A 941-nucleotide genomic window follows, 5' to 3' on the forward strand; every position below is an offset into this window, starting at 1 on the left:
AAAAGCGACTCATAGAATTATTTCCTCCCGTTAAATAATAGATAACTATTAAAAATAGACAATACTTGCTCATAAGTAACGGTACTTAAATTGTTTACTTTGGCGTGTTTCATTGCTTGATGAAACTGATTTTTAGTAAACAGTTGACGATATTCTCGATTGACCCATTTTGAAACAAAGTACGTATATAGCTTCCAATATTTATCTGGAACATCTGTGGTATGGCGGGTAAGTTTTATTAAGACACTGTTTACTTTTGGTTTAGGATGAAAGCATTCCGCTGGCAGCTTAAGCAATTGCTGAATCGAGACTTGAGTGTGCAAGAGCAACCCTAGTGTTCGGTGAATATCCAAGGTACGCTTGTAGAATCCTTCTTCAACAATCAGATAGATGTCAGACGCATGGCTTTCAAAAACCACTTTTTTAATAATTTGTGTGCTTAAATGGTAAGGAATATTCCCAAAAATTTTATACCTCTGTTTGTTAGGGAATTGAAACTGTAGAATATCTTGGTGAATTAAAGTGACACGAGTATTCAGTTTTAATTTTTCTGACGATAAGTTGAATAGATGACTGTCTAATTCAATAGACGTTACCTGTTTACTTATTTTAGCCAGTTTCGTCGTTAAATGCCCTTTACCTGTTCCAATTTCGTAAACGGTATCGGTTTCTTTTAAATTCAATTGTTTTATTATTTGGTTGAGTACTTTTTCACTCGTTAAAAAGTTTTGAGAATATTTTATATTTTTGTTCATGTAATCTCTCCTGAAGTGATTACATCTATAAACAAATACAGAAGTTAAACGATTTGTTTGTAATTTTAGTTATCTGTTTAAAAAGTCATAAGATTAGTCACTGGTAGGAATTAATCTAACGTATTTATTTATCTGCGTAATCACTGTTTTTAGTCTGTTTCAAAACAGTAGATGTTTTATCTACAT

The 941-nt window shown here is 31.9% G+C and carries 1 protein-coding gene; it reads right to left on the reverse strand.

The genetic code is table 11. The annotated features are described in order from the left end of the window. Positions 1 to 17: 17 nt before the first annotated feature. Positions 18 to 755 (reverse strand): 23S rRNA (adenine(2058)-N(6))-methyltransferase Erm(B), encoded by a 738-nt coding sequence (gene erm(B) / locus C1G49_RS10410; RefSeq protein ID WP_105109593.1) that lies wholly within the window; start codon positions 753 to 755, stop codon positions 18 to 20. Positions 756 to 941: the final 186 nt, after the last annotated feature.

Origin of the sequence: Streptococcus suis (assembly GCF_002960625.1) — a bacterium.
GTDB classification, from domain to species: domain Bacteria; phylum Bacillota; class Bacilli; order Lactobacillales; family Streptococcaceae; genus Streptococcus; species Streptococcus suis_T.